Below are 23,814 nucleotides of genomic sequence, written 5' to 3'. Positions count from 1 at the left end.
CGACAAACCGCTCAGGCCGTCGCGTATCCCTCGCGCGTGAGCAACGACCGCTTGACGGGGAGCCCGTACCGGAACCCGCCGAGCGAGCCGTCGCTGCGCAGCACCCGGTGACACGGGACGAACAATGCCGCGGCGTTGCGCGAACAGGCGGCCGCCGCGCCGCGTATCGCGGTGGGTGTGCCGGCGAGTTCGGCCAGTTGTGCATAACTGACCGGTTTGCCGGGGGCGACCGTCCGCAGCACGGGCCAGGCCCGACCCAGAAACGGCCCTGATCGCTGGTGGACCTCGATGGCATCGAGTTGCGTCGGCTCACCGGCGTAATAGGCGTCGACGGCGTCGGTGACGGTTCCGAGGGACTCGGTGTGCAGTACAGCGATGGGGCGGATCGATCGATGGACGAGGTCGATCAGGTAATCCGCGTTCTCGGTCCAGCCCGAGGCCAAGACACGGTCGGCGTCGTCGGCGATCACCGTGAAGGTGCCATCGGGGGTCGAGACCGAGGCCCGGCGTGCCGTCGTCGTCGCGGAGTGGGTGGGGGAGATGGTTGCGGTCATGGTGCTCCTTCGAGAGTGCCGACCGGTTGGCCCGGCCGAGCGGGTATCGATCGCGTCATCCGCGATCTCGGTGAGGGGGCCCGCATGGAATCCTTCGGCAACATCGACGTGTCCGCTGTCTGGTCACCCAGTATCGGCTCAGACACCGACAATCGGGATCGCCACAGATGCATCGACGCATACGAACGCCACGGCGACCATGCGGTGTGGCCGTGCTGGAGGTCCAGGTCGAGGTCGGCGGCGGCGCGTCGCACCACGAGATCGTGGTCGAGCATGATGTCGGGGTTCCCGGTCACGCGCATCGTCACGTAGTCGGCGGTCCACGGGCCGATTCCGGGCAGCGTCAACAGCTCCGCGCGGAGGTCGGCGGCACCGCGGCCCGGGTGCAGATCGATCCGGTTGTCGGCGAGCACGGCTGCAGTCGACACAATCGCGTCGATGCGGCGACGTGGGCCGGCCAGGACTGTGTGACCGTGCTCGGCGATCGCCGCCGGCGTGGGGAACAACCTGCGGGCGTCGTCTGGTCCCGGAGGAGCGGGCGTGCGAGCGTCATCTGGTCGCTGAGGAGTGCGCGTGCGGGCGTCGTCTGGTCTTGGAGGAGCGAGCTTGCGAGCGTCACGAAGGTCCACCCCCGTAAGCGAGTCGTCTCGCAATGTCCACGGCGCGGGGCGGCCGAGCTCGTCGACCAACCGATCCACATGACGGCGCGCCGCCGCCACACTGATCTGTTGCCCGATCATCGTGCGTATCAAAGTTTCGGCAGAGTCCATGGTTCCCGGGACGCGCAGCCCCGGAGCAGTACGTACCAGGCGGGCCAGGTCGGGATCGGCGCCGAGTGCCTCGTCGGTACTGCGCGGGTCGGCATCGAGGTCGAGCAGTCGTCGGACCCGGTTGACCGCGACGCCCAGGTCCCGCATGTCGAGATGCTCGATGCGCACGTTGACATGTGCGGCGGCGGGTTCGATGGTGACCAGAGCGGGGCCGTGTGGAAGGTCGACTGCGCGACTGTGCCGCCACTCGTACGGGTCACTGCCGGTCCACATGGTCTCGAGACCGGCGACCAGGTGGGCACCGAGAAACCAACGTAACCACGGCAGGTGCAGCGGGGGTCGATATGCAAGCCGGAGCGACACCTCGCCGATGGCGCTCGGGCGGCCGGCGGCCGCGGGCGCGCCCAGTGACCGCATGCGCGACGGAGTAAGACCGAAAACGTCGCGGATGGTGTCGTTGAACTGCCGCACACTGCGAAAGCCGGACGCAAACGCGATGTCGGCCATCGGCATGGCACTGCGCTGAATCAGCACGCGCGCGGTGCCCGCCCGATGGGCGCGGGCCAGCGCGAGCGGGCCGGCGCCGAGTTCGGTCGTGAGCACTCGGGTGAGGTGACGGGATGTGTAGCCCAGGCGGGCGGCCAGTTCCTCGACGCCGCCGCGTTCGAGGGCGCCGTCGGCGATGAGACGCATGGCCCGCGCGGAGAGGTCGGCGTGGGTGTTCCATCTCGGTGAGCCGGGCACGGCATCGGGTGTGCAGCGGCGACACGCGCGATATCCCTGCTGCTGAGCGGCTGCTGCGGTCAGCACGAAGTGCACGTTTTGTCGGTGGGGGGTCCGGGCGGGACACGACGGTCGGCAGTAGATCCCGGTTGTGTGCACGGCGATGAAGAACTGGCCGTCGAACCGGCTGTCGCGTGCAGAGACCGCGCGATAGCAGCTGTCGAAATCGAGAACGCCGGCACAGTCGATCGTGGTGGTCACCCATCCACTCTGACACGGTCGGCGGTGCGATCCTGGCGGGAATCAGACATGGCGATCTGGTGCATCGTAATAACCAGAAAATAGTGACGCAGATAACAAATGCTGGCACGATATGGCTCATGACCGCTCTGTTCGGTGGCCGTCAACGACGACGTGACCACGAACCCGCCTTGGCTGAACTACCTGCGTGGGGGCTCGAGATCATGATGGCTCTTTACGGGCCCGAGACCATTCAACGCGAATGCGCGCGGGAGGAGGTATCGCACGAGCGGGTGCGCCCTCAACGGGCACGACGTGATCAGTCCCGGGTACACATGCCGGAGCGGCGTGAACCGGCGATCGATGGACAGTGTGTTGACGACGCTGCCCGTTGCGACACGGCCCGTTCCGATTCTGCCCGCCGCGACGATGCACTCCCACCGCCGTCGCCGCTCATCGTGGAACTCGAGGCGATGAACGAACTCGTCAAGTACCTCGAGCGCAAACTGAAGCGACACTGATCCACCCGCCCGGGTACGCGGCGCGGTGCGACTCGTCGTCATCGGTTCATGTCGTGCGCCCGGCAAGTATGTGACCATTTGGGCGTGACAGATGAATCGGGTGCGCCCGATCCCGACGCAACGCGCTCCGCCAGCTCGACGCCACCGGCGCAGTCGCATCCCACTCGGGTCCAGGTCGTGTTGGCTGGACTGCGCTCCACGTCGATCGTGAGCCTGCAGTTCGTGTTGGTCGTCGCGGCGTTCTGGGTGCTTCTCTGGGTGATCGGCAAGCTCTGGGTGATCCTGCTGCCGGTGCTCTTCGCGATCATCGTCTCCACGGTGCTGTGGCCGCCGGCGCGGTGGATGCGCAATCGCGGTGTTCCGGGAGTGGTTGCCGCGCTGGTGATGATGTTGCTGGGATTCGGGGTGCTGGCCGGCGTGGTCAGTCTGATCGTGCCGTCGATCGTGGATCAGGCGCCCGAGTTCGCATCTCGCGCCACCGACGGTGTGCGGCAGCTGCAGGACTGGGTTCAGGGTCCGCCGTTCAACGTCCAGGACGAGCAACTCAACAACATCGTCGACACGGTGGTCCAGCGGTTGCAGTCCAGCGCGTCGACGATCGCTGCCGGTGTGTTCAGCGGCGTCGGGACCGCGACGTCGATTCTCGTCACCCTGTTCACCACGTTGATCCTGGTGTTCTTCTTCCTCAAAGACGGCCCGAAGTTCCTCCCGTGGCTCGACCGGACCGTCGGCAGGCCCTCGGGCGCGCACATCGGCGAGGTGCTCCTACGGATGTGGAACACCCTGGGTGGCTTCATACGCACGCAGGCGATCGTCAGTTTCGTCGACGCGGCGCTGATCGGTGCCGGGCTGTTCATCCTCGGTGTACCGCTCGCCGCGGTGCTGATGGTGATCACGTTCCTCGGCGGCTTCATCCCGATCGTCGGTGCGTTCGTGGCCGGCGCGCTGGCGGTGTTGATCGCGCTGGTGTCCAACGGATTGACCACCGCGCTCATCGTGCTCGGCATCATCCTGGCGGTGCAGCAGCTCGAGGGGAATGTGCTGCAGCCGTGGCTGCAGGCGAGATCAATGGATCTGCATGCGGTGATCGTGCTGCTGTCGGTGACCCTGGGCGGCACCCTCTTCGGTATCACCGGCGCGTTTCTCGCGGTGCCCGCCGCCGCGGCACTGGCCGTGGTGCTGCGCTATCTCAACGAGCAGATTGCCGAACGTGCCGGCGAGGCCCTGCCGCCGCACAGCACGCCGGTCACCGCGCACGTCGGCGTCCCCGACGACGAACCCGCCGATGACGCGCCCATCGACGATCCGGGCACCTCCACCGAGAAGTAGCGCCGACAGAACCCGCAATCCCGCCAAGGGAATCGCGGTGCGGGTGCGAGTCCCGTCGGTGCCCTCGCCGACGTTCGATCCCGATGCCGATAGACTGGACGCCCGTGAGTCTCACCCTCGGAATCGTCGGGCTTCCCAACGTCGGCAAGTCGACCCTGTTCAATGCACTGACCCGCAACGACGTGCTGGCGGCCAACTATCCGTTCGCCACCATCGAACCCAACGTCGGCGTGGTCGAACTGCCCGATCCGCGCCTCAATCGGCTGGCCGAGATCCATTCCAGCGAGCGCATCCTGCCCGCCACGGTGTCGTTCGTCGACATCGCCGGCATCGTCAAGGGGGCGTCTGAGGGGGAGGGGATGGGCAACCAGTTCCTCGCCAACATCCGCGAGGCCGACGCCATCTGCCAAGTGGTGCGCGTCTTCGCCGACGATGACGTCGTGCACGTGGACGGCCGCGTCGATCCGCTCGCCGACATCGGCATCATCGAGACCGAACTGATCCTCGCCGACCTGCAGACGATCGAGAAGGCGCTGCCGCGGATGGAGAAGGATGCCCGCAAAAACAAGGACCTCGCCGAGACGGTCGCGGCTGCGCAGAAGGCCCAGGAGATCCTGAACGAGGGCAAGACGCTGTTCTCCCAGAAGGATTCGTTCGACCTGTCGGCGGTCCGGGAACTGCATCTGATGACCGCCAAGCCGTTCCTCTACGTCTTCAACGCCGACGAGTCCGTCCTCACCGACGACGCGCGCAAACAGGAACTCCGTGATTCGGTGGCCCCGGCGGACGCGGTGTTCCTCGACGCCAAGGTGGAGAGCGAACTCCTCGAACTCGACGAGGAGGACGCGCAGGAACTGCTCGACTCCATCGGGCAGGACGAACCCGGCCTGCGTTCGCTGGCCCGCGCCGGTTTCCACACCCTCGGGCTGCAGACCTACCTGACGGCGGGGCCCAAGGAGTCGCGTGCCTGGACCATCCACCGTGGCGACACCGCACCGAAGGCGGCCGGCGTGATCCACACCGACTTCGAGAAGGGCTTCATCAAGGCCGAGATCGTGTCCTTCGACGACCTCGATGCCGCCGGCACGATGGCTGCCGCCAAGGCCGCCGGCAGGGTGCGTATGGAGGGCAAGGACTACGTGATGGCCGACGGAGACGTGGTCGAGTTCAGATTTAACGTCTAGCGTTATTAACGCATAGCGGTATATTCTGATCGCGTGATCCGGTCGTTCGGCAACCAAGGACACCGAACGCCTGTGGCGTCGTGAACGCGCTCGCTCGCTCGATCCGCGGATTCATCGGGTCGCGCTGCGCAAACTTCGTCAGGTGGGATCGGCAGAGTCGCTCGACGACCTCAGGGTCCCACCCGGGAACCGGCTCGAAGCGCTGAAAGGTGATCGGGCGGGACAACACAGCATCAGAAACAATGACCAGCGTCGAATCTGCTTCGTCTGGGCGGACACTGTGCCGGAGGAGGTGGAAATCGGTGACTACCACTGACAAGATCGCGCCGATCCATCCCGGGAAAGTCCTCATGGAGGACTTCATCGAGGGTTTCGGCATCACGCAGAACAGGTTGGCAGTGTCAATCGGTGTGCCTCCGCGCCGCATCAACGAGATCGTGCACGGCAAGCGTGCGATCACCGCTGACACGGCCTTGCGACTCGGGAAGTACTTTGGCACGTCGGCTCAATTCTGGCTCAATTTGCAGTCGCATTACGACCTTGACCTCGCCGAGGACCGTGCCGCCGAGCAGATTGATGCGATCATTCCGCTGCAGTCGGCATGACGGGCGAGGTCGTCCTTACGGGTCATCTCGTCTGTGCGAACTTCAACGAGGCTGACGTTGTCGAACGGCACTTGCGCCGTCACCTCGAACTGACCCGATGCGAGCCGGGTTGCTTGTCCTTCGATGTCGACCGGACCAACGATCCATTGGTCTGGCGGGTTGCCGAGAGATTTGCCGACGAGTCCGCGTTTGCCTTCCACCAGGGTCGAGTTGCGGAGAGCGAGTGGGGCCGCGCCACGGTCGACATAGAACGCCGGTACTCGGTCACGATCGGGGAAGGCGGCTGACGCACGTTATCGGTCGCGCAAACCGGTCGAGTTTCGGTTCAACGTCTAGTCGAGTGCCGATGCAACGTCTCACGGCGTGCTCGGCGAGTCGACTGTAGATGAACGTGTCGCGGCGTTCGGTCCCAACGTGCTGCCAGCTGCGCAGCAATCCCTCTCGGTCGAATCCGCAACTCTCGGCGGTGCGCCAGGAAGCCTCATTCTCGGGTTCCACGTGCAGTTCACGGCGCGCGACCCTCGGAAATGTCGCGCGTCCGTGATGATCAGCGAAGCGTCGCCGTCGTTGAATGGTCGCAATGAACATCGGTTCCAGTGAGCACCGGAAATCTCGGCTGGCCGGGTCACGTGCGGGAATACCGATCCCATGGCATCATCAACGACATCGTTTGATGCGATTGGAGATGCGGCATGCGCACGACGGTGACCCTTGACGACGAGCTTCTGGCGAAGGCGGCCGAGCTGACCGGGGTTCATGAGAGAGCGGCGCTCATTCGCGAGGGGTTGCAGGCGTTGATCCGCATGGAGAGTGCGCGTCGCCTCGCTGCGCTTGGAGGCACCGATCCTACGGCCGCGGCTGCTCCGCGTCGCCGTTCGTCGGTCGGATGATCCTCGTTGATACGTCGGTCTGGATCGACCATCTGCATACCAAGAACGAACGGTTGACCGCTCTCCTCGGGGACGGTGAGATCAGTTGTCACCCAATGGTCGTCGAGGAACTCGCAATGGGATCGATCGCGAACCGGGAGGCAGTGATCGACCTTCTCGGCAATCTCGTCCAGTTTCCCGTTCTCACTCATGTGGAGCTGCTACATCTCGTCGAGACCCGGCGACTCTGGGGTCGCGGATTGAGTCCAGTCGATGCTGGGCTGCTGGGCTCAGTGCTTCTTGTCGATGGCGCGCGGCTGTGGACACGGGACAAGCGGTTGAGTGCGGTGTCCGTGGAGGCCGGGGTGGATGCCGCGGTCGAGTGATGTTCATTGGTCGCGTGATCCGGTCGAGTTCAGGTTTAGAGTCGCTCGACGACCTCAGGGTCCCACCCGGGAACCGGCGCGAAGCGCTGAAAGGTGATCGGGCGGGACAACGCAGCATCAGAAGCAATGACCAGTGTCGAATCTGCTTCGTCTGGGCGGAGACTGGGCTGGAGGAGGTGGAGATCGGTGACTATCACTGACAAGATCGCGCCGATCCATCCCGGGGAAGTTCTCATGGAGGAATGAATCGCCTGCCACGGCTCGTACCCCAGCGCTATCTTTGATGCAATCATTTTGGGGAGGTGGTTGAGGCGGCGTCCATCGTCGTTCGTGGGCTCGATGAGTCCGACAAAGCCCGGATCGCCGCTCAGGCAAAGGAGCATGGCCGTTCCATGGAGGCCGAGGTGCGGGAGATCCTGACCAACGCAGCCACGCGGCCGAACATCGGCCTGGCGCTCTTGCAGGCGGGGCGGTCGGTCGGCGGTGTTGATGAACTCGTGGTGTATGAGCGGGCGGACTTCGCGCGAGCTGTCGACTTCTCGTGATCGTCCTCGACACCAACGTCGTCTTCGAGGTGTTGAGACCTCAGCCGGACGCCCGCGTCGTCGCGTGGCTGGAATCGCTGGCTGATGATGTCGCGATCACCGCGGTCGCTCTCGCGGAACTGCTGGCAGGGCTGCGTAGGCTGCCTGATGGCCGACGGAAGAAAGAACTCACGTCCCTGGTTGAGGCCGCAGTCCTGCCGAATCGGGACGCGGGGGCGGTCATCGCGTTCGATGCTGAGGTAGCTCCCCGTTACGCTGACATCCTTGCCGCACGTGAAGCTGCCGGCTTGTCGATCGCAACTGGCGACGCACAGATCGCGGCTATCTGCCGATCCCGGGATGCGGTCTGCGCGACGCGCAACACGAAGGGCTTCATCCACTCCGGGGTTGCGCTTGTCAACCCGTGGACAGGTGAGGAACATGCGGCTTCGTTGTGACGGCTCTGACGGATCTACGGAATCCGCTGGGCAATCGGCTTGAGCGTCTAGGTGGTGACCGCAGGGCACGGCACAGTATTCGCGTCGATGACCAGTGGCGGATCTGCTTCACCTGGAGAGACGGAGTGCTGAGGTTCCCATGAGGCGGTCCGGTCTCGCATCGGCCGCCCTCTCGCGCTCAGCGGCACGCCCTCACAGAGACGTACTCGGTGCTGACCCGGTTGCCAGGCGATGCGCGAGCGGCGCCGTCGGACGCCCAGGCTCTGGTCGACGACAATTTTGGCGAGGCGCTGCAGCTCCCGGTCGACATGGTGGTCTGAAGCGTCATTGATCCGTCCATGGCACAGCATCGACGCTGCGGCCGCTACCGAGCGCGGACGGCGAGTGCCGCATGTGCACGCGCCGCATCGGTGCCGGCCCGGCGCGCTCGACCTCGACGAACCCGGCCGCAGCCAGCACCGCCGACATTCCGTCGACCGGCCGGCGGTACGCGGTCGTGACCTTGTGGTCGAACGATTCCACCACGTCTCCTTCGAAGAATCCGACGACGAGCACGCCGCCACCGACCATGGCTCTGCGAAACTCGGCGACGATCTCGGCGACCTCGTGCGGCTCATGGTGAATCAGCGGGTACCAGGCCAGGATTCCGCCCAGCGACCCGTCGGGGACATCGAGCGCGCGCATCGATCCGACGGCGAAATCGAGGTCGGGTCGGGTGGATCGGGCATTGTGGACGAAGTCCGGCACCAGATCGATCCCGCGTGCCGAGACACCGAGATCGGCGAGATGGGCCGTGAGATGTCCGGGGCCGCAGCCGACGTCGAGGACCGGACCGGTGACGTTGCCGAGATGCCGGGCGATGAAGGCACGGTTGGCGGCGTCCACGCGGTCCGGGCTGCCGAACATGTCGATGTAGAGGTCGGCGACCTGGGTATAGCGTGAGCCGATCTCGTCATCCTGCATACGGTGTCTCCGGCCCTCGATCAACAGTTTCCGTCAGGACGATTTTCGCGCACCTATTCCGAAAGTTGTGCATGGTGTACGTGTCGTCGTCGATACTGCACCAGTGATGCGTACCAGGCGAACAGTGTTCTCCCTCATGACGATCGTGCTGACTGCCGCGGGACTGCTGGTCTCGGCGCAGGGCACCGGCCACGCCGCGCCGTCCGGCTGGCGGTACACCATGGTCGGGTTCAGCAACGCCACCGACCGCGACATGGACGTTTACACGTCGACCGACGCCACGAATTTTCGGCTGCTGCGGAAGTCGGCCTACCGGCCGCCGGCCGGTCGGGTGCGGGATGCCAGCATCTTTCGCAACACCGACGGCTGGTACTACATCACCTACACGACGGTCGATGGCGCGAACATCGGTTTCGCGCGCAGCCGGGACCGAGTGTCGTGGACACCCATCGGCAACTGGCCGGTCCCGCTGTGCTGCGCACTGTTGCCCGGCACCGGCGACGGCAAGGGCCTGTTCGGTTCGAGCGGCTCGGACTCGTCGGGGTCGGCCGGCTCCAGTGAACTCCCGTCGTTGTCGCCGTTCACCACGAAGGCGTGGGCGCCGGAGTTCTTCGTCGAGGGCGGCCGGGTCAACGTGATCCTGTCGATGTCGACCGGTGGCGGCTTCGTTCCGTACGTCATGACCGCCCTCGATCCGTCGCTGCGGGTGTGGAGTCCACCGGTACCGATCGTCGGGATCGGTGCCGACCACATCGACACCACTGTGGTGAAGATCGGCGCCACGTACCACGCGTTCACCAAGAACGAGACGACGAAGATCATCGAGCACGCGGTGGCACCGTCGCTGGCCGGACCGTATCGATTCGTACCGACCCGGAACTGGGGTCGGTACGTGGAGGGGCCGGTGCTCACCCAGTTGCCCAACGGAACCTGGCGGCTCTATCTGGACGCCTACCGCAGCGGACGGTACCTGTACTCCGACAGCACAGACGGGCTGCGGTCGTGGTCTCCGCCGAAAACACTGCCACGACTGTCCGGGACGGTGCGCCATATCGGCATCATGCGCGAGCCCGCCTGATGCCTCCCGGCGGGGCCATGCGGCGTCGATCTCTGTGGATGTCATTCGACGGACCGGTTCCTCGACCTGACCTGCGGATCTACCATGAGTAGGTGAGTTTCGCCGTTCCGTCGGAGGTGTACGCCCGTTTCATGGGGCGCTATGCCGAGCCGCTCGCAAGCGTCTTCGCGGCGTTCGCCGGCGTCAGTACCAGCCAGCGGGTCCTCGACGTCGGCTGTGGCCCAGGAGCTTTGGCGGCGCACCTGTACTCGATAGGTGCCGAGGTGTCGGCGATAGACCCCTCGCCGCCGTTCGTCGCGGCGATTCGGCAGCGACTCCCCGACGTCGACGTCCGGAAGGGCACGGCCGAAGAACTGCCCTACGGCAACGCCGAGTTCGACGCTGCGGTGGCACAACTGGTGGTTCATTTCATGACCGATCCGGTCGGCGGAATCCGGCAGATGGCCCGTGTCACGCGACCGGGCGGCATGGTCGCCGCGTGCGTGTGGGACGGGCCGACCGGTGCACTGGCACCCTTCTGGGATGCGGTGCACGTGCTCGACCCCGCCGCCGAGGACGAGGCCTTGCTGTCGGGAGCACATCGGGGTCATCTGACCGCGTTGTTCGAGGACGCCGGACTGCGGTCGGTCGTCGAGGAGCCCATCACGGCCGATATCGAACATCCCACCTTCGAGGAATGGTGGGAACCGTACACATTCGGTGTGGGACCGGCCGGTGAGTACGTCCGGGGACTGGATGCCGACGCTCGAGCACGACTCGAGAGTGTTGCGCGGGGCCGGCTGGGGCCGGGACCGTTTCGGGTGGTCGCCACCGCCTGGGCGGCGCGCGGGATCGTGTGAGGCGGACTCGCCCGACGGCGCAGCGGACAGAGCGCCGGCCGAGACGCCGTGTGGGGGCACCGACCGGAGGCAGGCAATCGGCACGCACTATTGGTAGTGCCGGGGCCAAAGAATTGCCGCACCGGTGGCAGGCTTTGTTGCCGGCGCTCTGACCTGCGGTTACCGCCATTTGCCTGCCTTTCTCCACACGATGATCGGCCGAGTCTGCGCGTACCCGGTGGAGGCCGCTGGTAGTCCTCTGTAGGTTGGGTTCAGGAAGAAGCAGCATGAACCGCGCACGAACTGCAGCGAAAGGACATGCATGACCGCGCCTGCCACAGCACCACACGACGCACCCGCGAAGGCACCCAAGAACCCCGACAAAGGCTATGTGGCCTTGCTGGGCTGGAGTCTTGGCGCCATCGAGGCGGTCGACTCATTCGACCGCCGCTACGTGGTGGTGGCCCCCGACTGGGCCGAAGAATATTGCGCCGAACACAACATCCCGTATCTCTCCTGGAACTTCGAGCGCCTCAACGACCGCTCGATGGAGATCGCCGAGACGTTGCAGGATATGGGTGTCGACGTCGCGATCCCGCTCTTCGAGGAAACCGTCGAGTGGGCGGGCGCCATCAATTCGGTGTTGATGAACAAGCCGCGGCTGTTCGGCCAGGCGATGCTGTTGCGTGACAAAGCGCTGATGAAGCGCCGCGCCCAGCTCGGTGGTATCCGGGTCGGCATCTTCGAAGAAGCGCACGACCGTGATGACGTAGTGCGCTTTCTGCGCCGGGTGAATCAGACCCTGCTCAAACTCGACGGCGATCCCAATGACCCGATCCATCTGAAGGCCTTCGACAAGGCCGGCTGCCTCGGACATCGGGTGATCCGTACCCCCGACGAGGTCGACACCATTCCGGAAGAAGAGTTCCCGGTCTTGATGGAGTCGCATCTCGACGGCTGGGAATTCGCGGTCGAGGCGTGGATTCACAACGGCAAGATCAAGTTTCTCAACATCTCCGAATACGTGACGCTGGGCTATTCGGTCTTCGTGCCCGCCACCCCGGAACTGGAGAAGTACCGTCCGGCGATCACCGCACAGATCGAAAAGCTGATCAAGACCTTCGACATCGATTTCGGATTCGTACACCCCGAATACTTCGTGACCAACGACGGTGAGATGTACTTTGGCGAAGTCGCTTATCGGCCACCGGGTTTCAAGGTGTTTGAGCTGCTGGAACGTGCGTACGGATTCAATGCCTACCAAGCGCTGGTGCTGTCTTTCGACCCGAAGACCACCGAGGAGGAGATCGATGCCTTCTTCCCGCGTGAGGTGGTCGACGCCAGCGGCGTCGCGGGATGTTTCGGTGTGTATCCACGCCGCCGGGTGGTCTCCAATCTCGAGATCCCGGAGGAGACCGCCGACGACGACTACTACGAGACCAACGATCTCTCCGAGCCACTCGAGGAGACCGTCACCAAGCGCACTGCCTTCGGCACGCACTGGGGTCTGCTGTACTTCTTCGGTGAGGATCCCTATCGGATGCGTGATCTGCTCAAGCGTCAGGAAGAACTCGATTTCTACGTGTGAGACGTCGCCGCGGTCCGCCGAGGTGCGCGGCACGCGGCACCGCGAGAACCACAAAAGGTGCCCTTGCCAGTGACATCTATCGACCATCCCGACACCGGCCGTGCGTTGGTGTCTCGGATCGAACAACTCGACCACGCCACGACGGCCATGGACGAGGCGCCCGAGTTCACCAAGCCGGGCAAACTGCGACGAGTCCTCGACGCACTGCGCCGGGTGCTGACCCAACCCGGTGGATGCGCGGCTGTCCGCGCGCGGGCCGCGGCGCTGGAACGTGCCGGTGTGTTCGCCGGCTCCGACTGGGATAAACCCGACATCCTGGTGCCGGCGCTGGCCGGTCCGAGCCTGCGAGGCGACAACACTGACACCGTGATCCTCGAGGCCACGAGTGAGTTGCGGCTGGTGGCGATCGCCGCCGGTGAGCACACGCGTCCGGACATGACCGCCGACGATGCCCGACGATTCTTGTCGCAGGTACTGGCACTGAACCTGGATCTGCTGCTCGCGCCGATGTCGGAAGCCGACCGCGCACGGCAAAACGGCGGCGCGCGGGTGGCCCGCGCCGTGTTCGACTATGTGGTCGACGAGATCGGCTACGACAGCGTGCTCGACGAACTGGTCGAGGAGATCTGGCGAATTCTGCGTCAGCGACCGATCCAGGTCGATCACGTGAAGGCGATGGTCACCCGGATCGCCGTCCATCGCAACAACCCCGACGTCGACCTGGGCGCCGCGGGGCAGGGACTCGATCGTCTGACGACCGCGCTGTTCGGTCCCACCGAGGCCTGCCGCGAGGACCCCGGCATCGACGTGTACCTGTCGCGGTTGTCGGCGATGGACGCCGAGGGGCTGGAGTTCGAGGCGCGCGGATTCGCTCGCGCCATGCACGACACCGGTCTGGTGTCCGGATACCACGCCGCCCTGGTGCGGTTCCTGGTGGACGACAACATCTTTCTCCTGCCCGAGGCCCTCGGACTCTCGGAGGTGGGACGCAATTGTCTGCTCCGCTACACCGACCTGGTGCAGGAGCTGATCCTGCGCACCGTGGAACCGCAGCATGCGCAATGCCTGTACGGACTGGCCTTGCTGCTCGACCGCGGGATACTGCACCAGGCGCCGGTGGTGCCGTCGCTGTGGCGTCAGGTGTCGCTGAAACTCGCACCAGCAGTTCGGGAGCGTCTGCACTCGGCCTTCGGGCCGGCGGTGGAACCCGAGGGACTGTTGCTGGGCGGTCTCCTGTCGATGCTGGGCCAGCCACTCGGGGTGGGCCAGGGTGACAACCCGACGTGCCAGTCGGCGCGTGCGTTGTCGATGTGGGCTTACAACGATCCCGACTACCTGCTGCAGGTGGTGGCGTGGGCGGCCCGCGACGACGAGGTGATCGCCCACTTCGAGGGCCAGCGCATCTCCTCGGCCGAGAGTGTCGGCGGCGTCGCGACAGCTGACCCGATCGATCTCGATCCGGTGTCGCTGCTGGTGGTTCCGCACCTTGATCGCATCTACGCCGAGATGGTGCGCCGTTGTGCCGACCGTCCCGGCGACCCGCACCGGTGGGTGAACCCGGAATTCCACGGCTGGTGGTCGGCTCGGGGATTTCGGATCAACGTGGATGTGGCGACCGGCGACATCGTGGACCTCGACGACTTCATCCGCCAGTTCTATGCCGCATATCACCCGCGCTACAACGGCAATCAACCGCTGATCCACCCTCAACCGGCCGGGATCGCGTTCACCGACAGTGCAGCGCGCTACGTCGGCTGGCACGCCATCACAATCCTGCGGGTCGCCGCGGACCCCAACGGTGACATCCGCGTCTACTTCTTCAACCCCAACAATGACAGTGGCCAGGACTGGGGCGACTCGGTGGTGGTGGGCACCGCCGGCAACGGTGAACGACCGGGGGAAGGCTCACTGCCGTTCGCCCAGTTTGCCTCCCGGCTCTACATCTTCCACGCCGATCCGCTCGAGGACGGCACCCTCACCGATGTCCCGGCCGTCGACGTCGCCGAAGTGGTCGGCTACGTCGAACGCAGCTGGGGGGCCGATCGCACGCTGCGACCTCGCGACGGCCAGGTCCATCACGGCTCGCCGTGACGGGCTGAACCGAACATCTACGCATCCGCGTTTCGGGGTCCGTGCCGCGGGGAATCATTCCCGTGCGGGGTGGTCATCTCCCGCATGGCATGGCCGGAAGGTGAGGCGTGAGGTTGATCGCAGAAGACACCGTAGTCCAATTCGCGAGAGCGATCCGTCCCCGACCGTGGTCGCATCACCGCGGACCGGAGGTCAGGTCATGACGATGGTGTCGCCGGCCTCGGCCGGCGAGCCGGCGATCGGCACCGACGTGTATTTGCCCCAGGAGGACACTGCGCTGCTGATCGATGCGATGGATACACATGGAGTGCGCGGAGCACGTGTGCTCGATCTGTGCACGGGCACCGGTGCCGTCGCAATCGCTGCAGCCGCGGGCGGAGCCCGCGAGGCGGTGGCGGTGGATTCCTCGCACAGCGCCGTGGAGCACGCACGGGCAGCGGCCTGCGCCGCAGGCCGACCGGTCACGGTGAGACACGCTGACCTGGCCGCCGAGCACGGCCGGTTCGAGGTTGTGACCTGCAATCCACCGTATGTACCGACGCCGACACTTTCGCATCCTGCATTCCATCCGGCCGGACCGGCGCATGCCTGGGATGCCGGGGTCGACGGGCGTGCGGTGCTCGACCCCCTGTGTCGCCACGCGCCGACGTTGTTGACGCCCGGCGGCACGCTACTGGTGGTGCAGTCGGAGTTCGCCGGCGTCGACGCCTCCATCGTCGCCCTGGAGGGTGCGGGCCTCGCCGCGCAGGTGATCGCTGAACGCTGGATCCCGTTCGGCCCGGTGCTGACTGCCCGGGCTCGATGGCTCGAGCAACGCGGATTACTGGAACACGGTCGTCGGATCGAACGGCTGGTGGTGATCGCGGCGAGGGCCCCGGACACAACGGCGCAGGCGAGAGGGCGACACAGATGACCGCCCAGCGGCGGACAGTTCGGGTGGTTCGCGGCGGCCCGGTGCTGGTCGAGGGCCCGATCGACATCGAACTTCCCGACGGCACCTGTGTCGAGTCGGATCGGTTCATGGTCGCGATCTGCGCGTGCGGCCGCAGCAAGAACTACCCGCTGTGCGACACCAGCCATCGCAAGCGCCGGCGGCGCTGATCGGATTCGGACAGCTACAGCTCCCCGACGAGGGCACTGCGGCCCGCCCGCCAGGCGGTCATCACGTGCGCATCCAGCGCGTCTTCGACGAACAGAAACGCGCGGATGCCGAAGACGATGTCGGTCTCGCACTCGGGCTCGGTGCGGATCAGGTCGCCGACCACGTCGGTGCGCAGGATCTGTTCGTGCACCGCGTCGGCCTCGACGTGCTCGCGATAGAAATGCCGGCAGGGCTCTGGTGCCTGCAGCCGGTCGAGCCCCGACAGCAGACGCGCCGAACCCGGCGGTGAGGTGATCTCGGTGGCCGCCAGGTGACCGACGGCGGCGCCGCGGTAGCGCCGGTGCAGACCGAACAGCGACATCAGATTGACCGGTGTCAGAGCCGCGGCGGGGACGATGTCGAGGTAGCCGAGGTAGTCCTCGCGCAGATGCGCAGCCCGCAGCAGCTCGGCGAACAGCTCCTGGTGGACAGCATCACCGTGTCCGCCGCCGAACTCATCGAACTCGACCGCGACAAATGCGGCTTTGGCGTGGCCGCGCAGCCGCGGAATCGCCCAGGCGTGCGGATCGGCTTCCTTCAGGTGATAGACGGAGCGCAGCGCGAACATCTGGCGGTACTGGTCCCACGTGCCCGCGTCACGCAGGTGATAGGAGGCGCCGTCACCGTCGGGTGACTCGACGCTCAACTCGTCCATGGCGTGCCCGGCGGTCTCGCCACCGGTGACCGGAACGTCACGATGCAGCGCGGCGCGGAAGTGTCGTTCGAGCTCGCCGCGCAGGGCCAGCAGGCCGGGCTGCCATTCCCACTCGGTGTCGACTTCGGCGAAGCCGCGGTAGTGCAACTCGTAACAGAGGTAGAGGGCCAGCTGCAGATCATCGCCGTACGGGTCGACCTCCGTCAGCGCGGCCGGGGATACCGCCTCCGGTGCCGCGATGCCGTGCGGGGCCGTCGGATCGGCCCGGAGGTGATCGATCACCAGCGCCGAGAGCGGCCCGCGCGCAGAGGGCAGCGTCGGCGCGGGTGCGTTGGTCACTGCGGGTCTGTTCAGCTGGCTGGTCATTGACATCGCGCCTCTCATCGATATGCCCTAATCCGGACGTCGTCCCCAGGGTAGAACCTGGAGTATCCGGTGTACGCCGTGCCGAAACGATGCCGTGGGCGCCGGCAGGCGAGCCGCAGCGGGCGGACACTGGGCCATGTCCTCGCTGGGCAGGCTGCTCTTGGGTACCGTTGCCCCCGATGCGCGCGGTGTGGAGACGGTTCAGGGCGCGGCTGCCGTCGCGTGTGCGCTCGGTCGTCGACCTCGCCGTCGCCACGGTCAAGGACTCGGGTGATGACCGCATCACCGGACTCGCCAGCGAGATCGCGTTCTGGGTGCTGCTGAGCCTGCCGGCCGTGTCCATCGCCATGGTCTCGTTGGCCGGACTGCTCGACCCGGTGCTGGGTTCGGATGCCCGGGCTCAACTCATCGAACGCATCGAAGAGATCGCCGCGCAAGTATTCCGGCAGCAGACCGTCGACGATGTCATCGCGGCAATGCTCGACCGGCTGTTGGTCGAGGGGTCCCCGTCGGTGTTCTCGATCTCGTTTCTGGTCGCGGTCTTCACCGCCAGCCGTATCCTGCGCGTGGTGGTTCTGGCGGTCACGATCGCCTACGACCTGGACGAGGAACGTCCCACCTGGATGGCGCGCGTGTTGGGACTGGTGTTCTCCGTGATCGGCCTGATCCTCGGAGTGGTGCTGGTGCCGCTGGTGGTGGCCGGCCCGCAGCTGGGCTACATCGTCGAACGGCGGTGGGGTCTGGCGGCGCTGCCTCTCGGCGAGATCTGGACAATCGCTTACTGGCCGGTGGCGGTGGTGGTGTTGACTCTGGTCGTGGCGGCGCTGTTCCACTGGGCCACACCACGGCGGACCCCGTTTTATCGGGATCTGCCCGGCGCCGTACTGGCCACCGGCGGGGGTCTCGCGGTCAGCGCGCTCCTGCGGCTCTACACCGACACCGCGTTCGGCGGCGATGCGGTGTACGCCCCGCTCGCCGCGCCCCTGGCGATCCTGGTGTGGGTGTGGTCGGTGGCCATCGTGCTGCTCTTCGGGGCCGAACTCAACGCCGAGATCGAGAAGGCCCACCCCAGTAACGGCTGGCCACCGCCGCGTCGGCGTTCCCCGGCGGAGCTCGGCGCGAGCGGCCTCGCCCGGGTCCGCCGGTTCACCGGTCCCGCCCGCCGCGAGTAAGCCGGCACAACAGTTCGTCCCCCGGTTATCGCCACACCTACCGCGAGTTCGGCGGGAAGTTGCGAGTGTCGGGGGACGAACGTTGTGCAGGATCTGGCCTGAGGCGACGATCAGGAATCGGCGACGACCGCGCGCTCCTTGGCGTCGGACTTCTTCGCCTGCACCTCCTGGGCGACGTCGATCTCGGTGGTGCCCTCCGGAACGCGTCGCGACGGTCCCGTGCGGCCGTGAGTGGCGTAGAGCATCAATCCGACGAAGGTGAGGCCACCGACGAGATTGCCGAGCACCGTCGGGATCTCGTTCCAGACCAGGTAGTCGCCGATCGAGAAGTCACCGCCCAGCATCAGTCCCGACGGGAAGAGGAACATGTTGACGATGGAATGCTCGAAACCCATGTAGAAGAACAGCATGATCGGCATCCACATCGCGATCACCTTGCCCGGCACCGACGTCGACATCATCGCCGCGACCACACCGGTGGACACCATCCAGTTGCACAGCACGCCGCGGATGAACAGGGTCAACATGCCCGCGGCGCCGTGCTCGGCGTAGCCGACGGTCCGGGAATGACCTATCTCGCCGAGCTGCTGCCCGACGGCATCGGGATCGGTACTGAACCCGTAGGTGACGATGATCGCCATGAACACCGCGACGGTGAACGCACCCAGGAAGTTGCCGACGAACACCAGGCCGAAGTTGCGCAACATGCTCTTGAACGTCACGCCTCGCCGTTTGTCGATCAACGCCAGCGGTACCAGCGTGAACACCCCGGTCAGCAGGTCGAATCCCATCAGGTAGAGCAAACAGAATCCGACGGGGAACAACACCGCACCGAGCAGCGGTTCACCCGTTCGGACGGTGATGGTGACGGCGAACGCCGCGGCGAGCGCGAGAATCGCGCCTGCCATGTACGCGCGTATCAGCGTATCCCGGGTGGACAGGAACGTTTTCGCCTCGCCGGCATCGACCATCTGTTTCACGAACTCGGCAGGCTTCACGTACGACATGAGACTCCTCAGGTTGACGGTGAATGTGCGTCAGTCAATCGAGTCGGAATGTCGGTTTTGTGTCATGAGGACGAATCGGTGTTACGTCCTCCTCACGGCAACCCCCGGCGTGTGTGAGTTCTCGATGGGCAAGTGACATGAGACACCGGCCTGTCGTCATGGATAGCCGAATCACATCAGGCCGTGCTCGTAGGCGTAAGCCGTTGCCGCGGTCCTGGTGTTCACGTCGAGCTTGGCGAAGATGTTGGAGAGATGCCGCGACACCGTCTTCTCACTCAGGGTCAGCGTTTCGGCGATCTGACCGTTGCTCCGTCCGGTGGCGACCAGGCGTAACACCTCGACCTCGCGATCGGACAGGCCCGCCGGGTGAGCGTCGGGACCGAGTAGGTCGGCGACGGCCTCGGCGTCCGGTCGGGCGCCCAGAGCGTCGAAGATGCGACCGGCGGCGGCCAATTCGGCTCGGGCCGAATCGGAGTCCGACAGGGCGAGCAGACCGCGGCCGATCGCTGCCTGGCAGCGCGCTGCCTCGTACGGACAGTGCAACTCCATCCATTGCTGACGTGCCTTGCGCAGGTAGGGTAGGGCACCGGCCGGATCGTCGTCGGCGAGTTCGACCGTGCCCGACGCGAACGCCGCCTTGGCCTGCAACGCAACGCACCCGAACCGATCGCCGATCTCGGCGAGTTCGGCTGCCAGCGGCCGCGATTGCGCCACCGCCCCGGTCGCCAGCAGGATCTCCACTGCGCCGGGCAGGATGCGGGCCCGCAACACCGGTTCGGTGGACTCCAGCAACAGACATTGGGCCTCGCCCGCCGCGGCCTGCGCTCGCCCGCGGGCCAGCCACAGCCGGGCCAGGGCCGGCTGCGGATCATAGCCATGTGCTCCTGCCTGCGAGAACGACAGTTCCGCATTGTCCAGATCGCCGAGAATGCGGTACACCTCACCGCGCTCGGCGAAGGCCAGACCTGCTGCGGACGCTGACGTGTCGAGGTATCGCGCCAGCGCCGCATCGAATTCGGCGATCGCATCGCGAAACGCACCCGACAACGTGCACATCTGCCCGCGGTGCACGGCGCACTGTCCGGTGAACGGCACCAGTCCCGGTTGGCGGTCACACCATCGGGTCAGCGCCGCGGTCCAGGTGGCGGCCCGGCCGACATCCAACACTCGTTGGCAGCCCTCGATCATGGTGCAGTACACCTGGCCGGCGAACACCGCGGACACCTCGCCGGCGGCCACCCTCGTCATCGCCTCGTCGAACAGCGCCAGGCCCTCGGGTACCCGGCCTTCTTCCAGGATGAGCCGTCCCTGCGACGGCACGTGCGCAGTCGAACGCCTGTGGCCATCGGGCGGCATCGATGTGTGCGTACATGCGCACGATTTCGATGTATCCGCGCTCCACCACGTCGGCGTCGTGATCGGCGAGCAGCCGGTTGGCGCGCGCGGTCCAGCCCTGGCCGACGACGGGGTCGCCGGCCATCGTGGCGATCATCGCCATCCAGAACGCGCACCGCACGGCGGCGGGGACGTTCGCGTTGTCGAGTTCGGCTGCGAAGGCGTGGTGCAGCGCGTCGAGAGCGGTCTGATCGTGACCACCGAGATACGCGGCGACACCGAGCCTGCCGAGATCGTCCGGACGGAGTTCGGCCGGATCGATGTCCATCCAGCGCCGCAGAGCCGTCGACCAGTCGCCGGCCTCGAACTCTCCTCGGGCCCGCTCGAGTTCGCCGGCGATCGTCATCGATTCGCCACCTCCTGCTTCGAGCGTAGAACCCGCCGGGGCCGCCTGAACCGGCGGTCGGGTCGTAGATCGAACGCAGGGCGCTCTCGCCGGCAAGAGTGTCGTCATCGCGTGCGATCAGGACGTCGACCATGAGCTGAATGGCGTCGCGCGGGGTATAGAAAGCACCGGCAGCCTTCCCCTTCTTGTTGAAGGCCCGGTACATGACATCTTCGAAGACGTCACCCATCCCGGTGTTGCTCAGGTTCCTCGGGCTGAGGTCGAGCGTAGAGAAGTGCTTGACGACGGCGTGCAGGCGGTTAGCATCGGCGAGGACCTTGACGCGGCGGGTGAAGTCAAAAGAGACCCAGATGTCGGCGATGTTGTTTGAGAATCCGTCGATGTAGCTCTTGAGCGACCTGTCCACGTTGTCGTCAACCGAGGCGATAGTGGCGAGGTCGAGCCGCGAAACATTGTAGAAGCTCAGGCCGAACTTATCTTTGACCGCGATGTCGATGAGGTGATGGGGCATACCGGCTAAGGCGCCGACGTATTTGATGACGTCGTCCTTGCTATCGGCGAGCATGCATTCGAGACGGCGGAGGACCGTGAACGGCAGGATGTAGTCCCCGTAGTCCTCTTCATCGACTATGTTGCGCAGGAACTTGTCCGCGGTGTCCCAGACGATCCGAGCCGTCGTCTTCCTCGATGCCTCTGCCGACTCGGCCATGCCCACCTGTTCCTGCTAGATATGCCGTTTGTATCACGGACTTTACATGGATTCGTGTATCAGAAATGTGACATCTTGTCTCGTGTGGTCGGCGACCCAGGTCGATGTCGAGTCGGACGGGATGCCTGGCGAAAATCGACCGGGTTGCGGCCACGATCCACCGGCGCGGTCCATTCAAGTGACGCTCGACCCCTTCAGTAAAAGTTAGCAATGGGGATCGCGCAGAATGCTGGCGGCCACATCCATCCATCGGAGCCCACGAGACCCGCGGTGACACTGCGGTCCTCGTCGCCGCCGCTGCTGTCGGCGGTTCGCGTCCTCCGATCAGGTGAATTCCGGATCATCCGGCCTCGATGCACGCGTCAGTCGGGACGAGTGCGACCCCGATCGCAGCAGAAGCGGATACGACGAGGCGGCATCGCTCGCTGGCCTGCATCGATGCGGGTCATCGAACGCCCTTAGTGTTCGTCCAGATCGACGAGGGCCCCTCGGCTGTCGAGGGACAGAAGGTCGAACAGTTGGTCGCGGGTCTGTAGCCAACAAGTCGCACTCGCGGGTCCGCGACGCCAATCCGCAAGTCATCGTGTTGGAGCCGGCGCCAACGCTGCACGGCCTCGGGCTTTTGCCTCTCGCCGGGGCTGGTGATGAGACCTCGAATGCCCCGCTGTCAGGCAACGATTTTCGTGACCACCTTCGGTTGCGCCTCCCGAGGCTAACGCAGATGCGTGCGTGTGCCAGAGTCCCGTGCTGACGACGTAGTCAGACATTATCGGCGACGGCCGTCCGCGTCTGTCCCGATGTCAAACAGGGCGAGTTGTTCGGGCGCCTGGCTGTCATCGACCGCAGATGCCCCGCGCGCATCTCGGACAGTCCAAACACCAGCACCAGTCAGAGCGATCCCGAAGGCGATCAACGCGACACCGGCCGCCCACCGGTCGTCCACAATCGCCGCGACCCCGCCGCCGATTACCGCGACAAGGAACGCCCACCGGCCGTCCACGATCGCCACGCCACCGAGTCCGATCATCGCACCCCGCCCTGGTCCCGCGAGTGATGTGGGTGGTGTGCCCCTGTTCTTCCCTCAGGAGCACACCACCCACACCGAGCAGGGTACTACACTGTCGAAAGTATGTTCGACTATTCGGGGTGGCCCGATCGAAGGACACTGCGCGTGTTCGACCCACCCCGCCCGGTCCTGATCGACATGGCCACCGCAGACCCCTCCTGCAGCCGCCCCTACGTCACCGCCGCCGGCAGCGTCTCGCTACGGGTACGCGCATTCGGTGTCCGCATCGAACCCACCATGCCGGCGCAGCAAACCGCCTGGCTGCAACTGGCTTCTCTGCACTAAGTCAAGTAGCGATCAACCAGGTCGGCTCATTGAATGTCGTCGCGCCGGTTGATTCATTGCTCGTCCTCGGGGTCCTTCGAGGGGTTTGCTTTGGTTCCGGCGTCCTCGTCTTCGGCGGCCATGCGCCAGCCGCGGTGTGTCACCGGGGACTCTTCTGGGTCACCGCCATAAGCAATGTAGATCCGTTGTCTGCCGTGCTTGTCGATGTGCGATCTTTGCGGGGAGCTCGGCTTGAATCGCTCAGCGAACCACCCGATCCGGGGGATCACCAGCATCCGATCGAACGGCTCTTGACGTGCAGGGATCGCATGCGGGTGGTCTTGCGGAAGGACGGGGTCCCACAGCCGCTGGACGTCCGAGACAGCTGCCAGTATGACGTCGGCGTCGAAGGTCACTTGGGCTTCGGGAACGTCGTAGAACGGCCAGGCAGTGACGATGGTGAACGGTCCCGGAGGTGGGTGGCGGTCAAGCCGTAGCGTGGTTTGGTTTCGTTGCAACCCTCCCCGAGACCCACCGTTTGACAATCCGCCCGTCGTGCGTCTGCTTCCAGGCATGTTTGATGCGAAACTGCCGTCGGCGAACTGGACGCCAAACAGCATCGCCGGGCTCGATCCGGTTTCCGGGCGGCCAAAACCGTAGCCGCCCATCGGCACTCCGTCAGGCGATCGTTTGAACGCCTCGATCGTCCATTCGAGCCCCGTGGAGAACACCAGCGTCGAGACCAGCGCAATCGCCATTTCTGGGGTTCGGTTCAGCACGCCATGGACAGGTACGGACACAGGTACCTCGTTGTCCGGTCGCTGCATTAACTCAACCTCCGTGTGCGAGTTGCTGTCGGCGTTGTTCGACTCTCGGCTAGGTGTGACGTAGGTCGGAAGTCCTAAACGCAGTTAGCGTAACGGGGTGAACTTCCTGCTCCTAGGACACTCGGCGGCTTCTCAGGTCGGCCGAGCCAGTTTGAGCCGACGCTC

The 23,814-nt window shown here is 65.4% G+C and carries 26 protein-coding genes and 3 pseudogenes; 21 read left to right on the top strand and 8 right to left on the bottom strand.

The features are described 5' to 3' along the window. Positions 1–11: 11 nt before the first annotated feature. On the bottom strand, positions 12–554 hold the full coding sequence (locus OSB52_RS20760) for a methylated-DNA--[protein]-cysteine S-methyltransferase (RefSeq protein WP_266063376.1): 543 nt from the start codon (positions 552–554) through the stop codon (positions 12–14). Then, a complete protein-coding gene (locus OSB52_RS20755; protein ID WP_266063375.1) occupies positions 551–2,308 on the bottom strand; it encodes a DNA-3-methyladenine glycosylase 2 family protein in 1,758 nt (585 codons plus the stop codon). The genes OSB52_RS20760 and OSB52_RS20755 overlap by 4 nt, the downstream gene beginning before the upstream one ends. Positions 2,309–2,427: 119 nt before the next feature. Here OSB52_RS20755 and OSB52_RS20750 point away from each other — a divergent pair, with 119 nt between their 5' ends. The 13 genes and pseudogenes from OSB52_RS20750 to OSB52_RS25070 all read left to right on the top strand — a co-directional run. Continuing rightward, positions 2,428–2,808 (top strand): hypothetical protein, encoded by a 381-nt coding sequence (locus OSB52_RS20750; protein WP_235724533.1) that lies wholly within the window; start codon positions 2,428–2,430, stop codon positions 2,806–2,808. A gap of 48 nt (positions 2,809–2,856) precedes the next feature. After that, complete coding sequence (locus tag OSB52_RS20745) at positions 2,857–4,137, top strand: AI-2E family transporter (RefSeq protein WP_266063374.1); 1,281 nt, start codon at positions 2,857–2,859, stop codon at positions 4,135–4,137. A 104-nt stretch (positions 4,138–4,241) separates the two neighbouring features. After that, positions 4,242–5,321, top strand: coding sequence for a redox-regulated ATPase YchF (gene ychF, locus OSB52_RS20740; RefSeq protein WP_266063373.1), 1,080 nt, complete (start codon positions 4,242–4,244; stop codon positions 5,319–5,321). Between the two features lie 70 nt (positions 5,322–5,391). Next, positions 5,392–5,637, top strand: coding sequence for a type II toxin-antitoxin system RelE/ParE family toxin (locus OSB52_RS20735; RefSeq protein ID WP_266063402.1), 246 nt, complete (start codon positions 5,392–5,394; stop codon positions 5,635–5,637). After that, positions 5,624–5,926 (top strand): HigA family addiction module antitoxin, encoded by a 303-nt coding sequence (locus OSB52_RS20730; protein WP_266063372.1) that lies wholly within the window; start codon positions 5,624–5,626, stop codon positions 5,924–5,926. Before OSB52_RS20735 ends, OSB52_RS20730 begins: the two co-directional genes overlap by 14 nt. Continuing rightward, positions 5,923–6,213, top strand: coding sequence for a putative quinol monooxygenase (locus OSB52_RS20725; RefSeq protein WP_266063371.1), 291 nt, complete (start codon positions 5,923–5,925; stop codon positions 6,211–6,213). Before OSB52_RS20730 ends, OSB52_RS20725 begins: the two co-directional genes overlap by 4 nt. Before the next feature lie 405 nt (positions 6,214–6,618). Next, positions 6,619–6,816, top strand: a complete 198-nt coding sequence (locus OSB52_RS20720; RefSeq protein WP_235724527.1) for a type II toxin-antitoxin system VapB family antitoxin — start codon at positions 6,619–6,621, stop codon at positions 6,814–6,816. After that, the gene (locus OSB52_RS20715) at positions 6,813–7,181 is read left to right on the top strand and encodes a type II toxin-antitoxin system VapC family toxin (protein ID WP_266063370.1); all 369 of its coding nucleotides are present in this window, start codon (positions 6,813–6,815) and stop codon (positions 7,179–7,181) included. Before OSB52_RS20720 ends, OSB52_RS20715 begins: the two co-directional genes overlap by 4 nt. A 38-nt stretch (positions 7,182–7,219) precedes the next feature. Beyond that, positions 7,220–7,381 (top strand): annotated as a pseudogene (locus OSB52_RS20710) (type II toxin-antitoxin system RelE/ParE family toxin); the annotation flags it as partial. A 102-nt stretch (positions 7,382–7,483) separates the two neighbouring features. Beyond that, a complete protein-coding gene (locus OSB52_RS20705) occupies positions 7,484–7,726 on the top strand; it encodes a FitA-like ribbon-helix-helix domain-containing protein (RefSeq protein ID WP_266063369.1) in 243 nt (80 codons plus the stop codon). Continuing rightward, entirely contained in the window at positions 7,723–8,163 is a 441-nt protein-coding gene (locus tag OSB52_RS20700; RefSeq protein WP_266063368.1) for a type II toxin-antitoxin system VapC family toxin, read from the top strand. The genes OSB52_RS20705 and OSB52_RS20700 overlap by 4 nt, the downstream gene beginning before the upstream one ends. Before the next feature lie 2 nt (positions 8,164–8,165). Further along, a pseudogene (locus OSB52_RS20695) lies at positions 8,166–8,306 on the top strand (type II toxin-antitoxin system RelE/ParE family toxin); the annotation flags it as partial. 42 nt (positions 8,307–8,348) lie between these two features. Next, positions 8,349–8,462, top strand: a pseudogene (locus tag OSB52_RS25070) (VapC toxin family PIN domain ribonuclease); the annotation flags it as partial. 25 nt (positions 8,463–8,487) lie between these two features. Here OSB52_RS25070 and OSB52_RS20690 read toward each other — a convergent pair. Continuing rightward, positions 8,488–9,126, bottom strand: a complete 639-nt coding sequence (locus tag OSB52_RS20690; RefSeq protein ID WP_266063367.1) for a class I SAM-dependent methyltransferase — start codon at positions 9,124–9,126, stop codon at positions 8,488–8,490. Between the two features lie 136 nt (positions 9,127–9,262). Here OSB52_RS20690 and OSB52_RS20685 point away from each other — a divergent pair, with 136 nt between their 5' ends. The 6 genes from OSB52_RS20685 to OSB52_RS20660 all read left to right on the top strand — a co-directional run bounded on the left by OSB52_RS20685 (position 9,263) and on the right by OSB52_RS20660 (position 15,802). Next, the gene (locus OSB52_RS20685; protein ID WP_266063366.1) at positions 9,263–10,204 is read left to right on the top strand and encodes a glycoside hydrolase family protein; all 942 of its coding nucleotides are present in this window, start codon (positions 9,263–9,265) and stop codon (positions 10,202–10,204) included. A gap of 92 nt (positions 10,205–10,296) precedes the next feature. After that, entirely contained in the window at positions 10,297–11,043 is a 747-nt protein-coding gene (locus OSB52_RS20680) for a class I SAM-dependent methyltransferase (protein ID WP_266063365.1), read from the top strand. A 301-nt stretch (positions 11,044–11,344) separates the two neighbouring features. Beyond that, positions 11,345–12,610 carry an ATP-grasp domain-containing protein gene (locus OSB52_RS20675; protein WP_266063364.1) on the top strand — a complete coding sequence of 422 codons (1,266 nt, stop codon included), beginning with the start codon at positions 11,345–11,347 and terminating at the stop codon, positions 12,608–12,610. A gap of 147 nt (positions 12,611–12,757) precedes the next feature. Continuing rightward, the gene (locus OSB52_RS20670; RefSeq protein WP_266063401.1) at positions 12,758–14,701 is read left to right on the top strand and encodes a hypothetical protein; all 1,944 of its coding nucleotides are present in this window, start codon (positions 12,758–12,760) and stop codon (positions 14,699–14,701) included. Positions 14,702–14,900: 199 nt separating this feature from the next. Beyond that, the gene (locus tag OSB52_RS20665) at positions 14,901–15,614 is read left to right on the top strand and encodes a methyltransferase (RefSeq protein WP_266063363.1); all 714 of its coding nucleotides are present in this window, start codon (positions 14,901–14,903) and stop codon (positions 15,612–15,614) included. Next, a complete protein-coding gene (locus tag OSB52_RS20660) occupies positions 15,611–15,802 on the top strand; it encodes a CDGSH iron-sulfur domain-containing protein (RefSeq protein WP_266063362.1) in 192 nt (63 codons plus the stop codon). Before OSB52_RS20665 ends, OSB52_RS20660 begins: the two co-directional genes overlap by 4 nt. A 14-nt stretch (positions 15,803–15,816) precedes the next feature. Here the strand turns inward: OSB52_RS20660 and OSB52_RS20655 are convergent, their stop codons facing one another. Next, on the bottom strand, positions 15,817–16,869 hold the full coding sequence (locus OSB52_RS20655) for an iron-containing redox enzyme family protein (protein WP_372512458.1): 1,053 nt from the start codon (positions 16,867–16,869) through the stop codon (positions 15,817–15,819). 173 nt (positions 16,870–17,042) lie between these two features. Between OSB52_RS20655 and OSB52_RS20650 the strand changes: the two genes are divergently transcribed. Then, positions 17,043–18,035 (top strand): YihY/virulence factor BrkB family protein, encoded by a 993-nt coding sequence (locus OSB52_RS20650; RefSeq protein WP_266063360.1) that lies wholly within the window; start codon positions 17,043–17,045, stop codon positions 18,033–18,035. A gap of 110 nt (positions 18,036–18,145) precedes the next feature. On the opposite strand, the gene OSB52_RS20645 is transcribed toward OSB52_RS20650, so the two are convergent. The 3 genes from OSB52_RS20645 to OSB52_RS20635 all read right to left on the bottom strand — a co-directional run bounded on the left by OSB52_RS20645 (position 18,146) and on the right by OSB52_RS20635 (position 21,492). After that, complete coding sequence (locus OSB52_RS20645; RefSeq protein ID WP_235724513.1) at positions 18,146–19,042, bottom strand: formate/nitrite transporter family protein; 897 nt, start codon at positions 19,040–19,042, stop codon at positions 18,146–18,148. Positions 19,043–19,213: 171 nt separating this feature from the next. Continuing rightward, the gene (locus OSB52_RS20640) at positions 19,214–20,290 is read right to left on the bottom strand and encodes a helix-turn-helix transcriptional regulator (protein ID WP_266063400.1); all 1,077 of its coding nucleotides are present in this window, start codon (positions 20,288–20,290) and stop codon (positions 19,214–19,216) included. Next, positions 20,287–21,492 (bottom strand): type I restriction-modification system subunit M N-terminal domain-containing protein, encoded by a 1,206-nt coding sequence (locus tag OSB52_RS20635; RefSeq protein WP_266063359.1) that lies wholly within the window; start codon positions 21,490–21,492, stop codon positions 20,287–20,289. Before OSB52_RS20635 ends, OSB52_RS20640 begins: the two co-directional genes overlap by 4 nt. 1,171 nt (positions 21,493–22,663) lie before the next feature. On the opposite strand from OSB52_RS20635, the gene OSB52_RS20630 reads away from it, so the two are divergent. Further along, positions 22,664–22,843 (top strand): hypothetical protein, encoded by a 180-nt coding sequence (locus OSB52_RS20630; protein WP_266063358.1) that lies wholly within the window; start codon positions 22,664–22,666, stop codon positions 22,841–22,843. Between the two features lie 53 nt (positions 22,844–22,896). Here the strand turns inward: OSB52_RS20630 and OSB52_RS20625 are convergent, their stop codons facing one another. Beyond that, complete coding sequence (locus tag OSB52_RS20625) at positions 22,897–23,649, bottom strand: hypothetical protein (RefSeq protein ID WP_266063357.1); 753 nt, start codon at positions 23,647–23,649, stop codon at positions 22,897–22,899. Positions 23,650–23,814 lie beyond the last annotated feature (165 nt).

The sequence above is a fragment of the Gordonia aquimaris genome (assembly GCF_026262595.1).
Classification (GTDB): domain Bacteria; phylum Actinomycetota; class Actinomycetes; order Mycobacteriales; family Mycobacteriaceae; genus Gordonia; species Gordonia tangerina.
Note: the sequence above shows the minus strand (reverse complement) of the source record. Positions and strands in the feature narration are given on the sequence as shown.

Excerpts from the sequence above, each read along its gene's own strand:
- OSB52_RS20760 (WP_266063376.1), bottom strand. The coding sequence starts at position 554 with ATGACCGCAACCATCTCCCCCACCCACTCCGCGACGACGACGGCACGC.
- OSB52_RS20750 (WP_235724533.1), top strand. The coding sequence starts at position 2,428 with ATGACCGCTCTGTTCGGTGGCCGTCAACGACGACGTGACCACGAACCC.
- OSB52_RS20745 (WP_266063374.1), top strand. The coding sequence starts at position 2,857 with ATGTCGTGCGCCCGGCAAGTATGTGACCATTTGGGCGTGACAGATGAA.
- OSB52_RS20725 (WP_266063371.1), top strand. The coding sequence starts at position 5,923 with ATGACGGGCGAGGTCGTCCTTACGGGTCATCTCGTCTGTGCGAACTTC.
- OSB52_RS20720 (WP_235724527.1), top strand. The coding sequence starts at position 6,619 with ATGCGCACGACGGTGACCCTTGACGACGAGCTTCTGGCGAAGGCGGCC.
- OSB52_RS20715 (WP_266063370.1), top strand. The coding sequence starts at position 6,813 with ATGATCCTCGTTGATACGTCGGTCTGGATCGACCATCTGCATACCAAG.
- OSB52_RS20690 (WP_266063367.1), bottom strand. The coding sequence starts at position 9,126 with ATGCAGGATGACGAGATCGGCTCACGCTATACCCAGGTCGCCGACCTC.
- OSB52_RS20685 (WP_266063366.1), top strand. The coding sequence starts at position 9,263 with ATGACGATCGTGCTGACTGCCGCGGGACTGCTGGTCTCGGCGCAGGGC.
- OSB52_RS20675 (WP_266063364.1), top strand. The coding sequence starts at position 11,345 with ATGACCGCGCCTGCCACAGCACCACACGACGCACCCGCGAAGGCACCC.
- OSB52_RS20670 (WP_266063401.1), top strand. The coding sequence starts at position 12,758 with ATGGACGAGGCGCCCGAGTTCACCAAGCCGGGCAAACTGCGACGAGTC.
- OSB52_RS20665 (WP_266063363.1), top strand. The coding sequence starts at position 14,901 with ATGACGATGGTGTCGCCGGCCTCGGCCGGCGAGCCGGCGATCGGCACC.
- OSB52_RS20660 (WP_266063362.1), top strand. The coding sequence starts at position 15,611 with ATGACCGCCCAGCGGCGGACAGTTCGGGTGGTTCGCGGCGGCCCGGTG.
- OSB52_RS20655 (WP_372512458.1), bottom strand. The coding sequence starts at position 16,869 with ATGTCAATGACCAGCCAGCTGAACAGACCCGCAGTGACCAACGCACCC.
- OSB52_RS20650 (WP_266063360.1), top strand. The coding sequence starts at position 17,043 with ATGCGCGCGGTGTGGAGACGGTTCAGGGCGCGGCTGCCGTCGCGTGTG.
- OSB52_RS20645 (WP_235724513.1), bottom strand. The coding sequence starts at position 19,042 with ATGTCGTACGTGAAGCCTGCCGAGTTCGTGAAACAGATGGTCGATGCC.
- OSB52_RS20640 (WP_266063400.1), bottom strand. The coding sequence starts at position 20,290 with ATGACGAGGGTGGCCGCCGGCGAGGTGTCCGCGGTGTTCGCCGGCCAG.
- OSB52_RS20635 (WP_266063359.1), bottom strand. The coding sequence starts at position 21,492 with ATGGCCGAGTCGGCAGAGGCATCGAGGAAGACGACGGCTCGGATCGTC.
- OSB52_RS20625 (WP_266063357.1), bottom strand. The coding sequence starts at position 23,649 with ATGCAGCGACCGGACAACGAGGTACCTGTGTCCGTACCTGTCCATGGC.